The 1,060-nt window shown below is 47.5% G+C and carries 2 protein-coding genes; both read left to right on the top strand.

The window, feature by feature from the left end:
* Window positions 1–128: 128 nt before the first annotated feature.
* A complete protein-coding gene (locus tag AC9UEP_RS06060; RefSeq protein WP_509545126.1) occupies window positions 129–263 on the top strand; it encodes a hypothetical protein in 135 nt (44 codons plus the stop codon).
* A gap of 33 nt (window positions 264–296) precedes the next feature.
* On the top strand, window positions 297–1,060 hold a 764-nt coding region (gene mutM / locus AC9UEP_RS06055), incomplete at its 3' end, for a bifunctional DNA-formamidopyrimidine glycosylase/DNA-(apurinic or apyrimidinic site) lyase (protein WP_509545123.1).

Raw genomic sequence — 1,060 nt, 5'->3', positions numbered from 1 at the left:
TCTCAAAGACCGCCAACATGTGGGGAGTCGATGCAGCATCTGTCACAGTTGGCGAGGACGAGCCGGTATTTTCCTAAACATATTGCTACACATAGAAATCATCCAGCAACTTCGGTAATCTTTGGTCCATGAGCAGCGAAAACGAAACCGGCCTCACCGACGACAAGATCACCGCCTACCAAATCTTTGGCTGGGTCCCACTTGCCATCTTCTTTATCGCCGCAGGTGCAACCGCAGCAGTAGGCATCTTTAATACTCTCTAAGGCGCAAAAGCGTTGAAGTTATAATTTTTCACCATGCCTGAATTACCAGAAGTTGAAACTGTCCGCCGCGGCTTGGCACAGTTAATCATTGGATACACATTTCGCAGCGCACAAGGTTTACATCCGCGCGTATTAAAACCAGCATCACTCGCTCCACTCTCTGCAGTCATTGGCGCGCGTATCCACAGTATTAATCGGCGTGGAAAATTTCTCTGGTTTGATCTAGATCGCGAGCAAGTCCTTGTTGCACATTTAGGAATGTCTGGCCAATTTTTAATTGCCCAAAAAAATCGACCAGCACCCCGCCATGTGCGTGCCCACTTTGGTTTAAGCCGCGGATTAAATAAACGAGAGCTCGCATTTAGCGATCAACGAACCTTTGGTTGGTTATCCCTAGAACACACTACTAATGGCATCCCACAATCTGCCCTTCACATTGCAGTTGATCCCTTTGATCCATCATTTGATCGAACCGCCGTTATTGCGCGTATGAAATCACGTAAGGCGGCAATTAAAACCGTGATCTTAAATCAAGAAATCATGAGCGGTGTTGGAAATATCTATGCCGATGAATCACTGTGGCGTGCAAAGATTCATCCCGAAACACCAGCCTGTGATTTAACTGTGCGAAAAATAGGCGCACTTGTTGATGCCGCAACAACGGTAATGTCCGAAGCTATTGCCGCCGGTGGCACATCTTTTGATGCCTTATACATAAACGTTAACGGCGACAGTGGATTCTTTGAAACATCATTAGCCGCCTATGGCCAGGAACACCAACCATGTCCGCGCTGTGG

The organism is Candidatus Planktophila sp. (assembly GCF_040402315.1).
Classification (GTDB): Bacteria; Actinomycetota; Actinomycetes; order Nanopelagicales; family Nanopelagicaceae; genus Planktophila.
The sequence above is the reverse complement of the archived record's forward strand: the minus strand, read 5'-3'. Positions and strand labels throughout refer to the sequence as shown.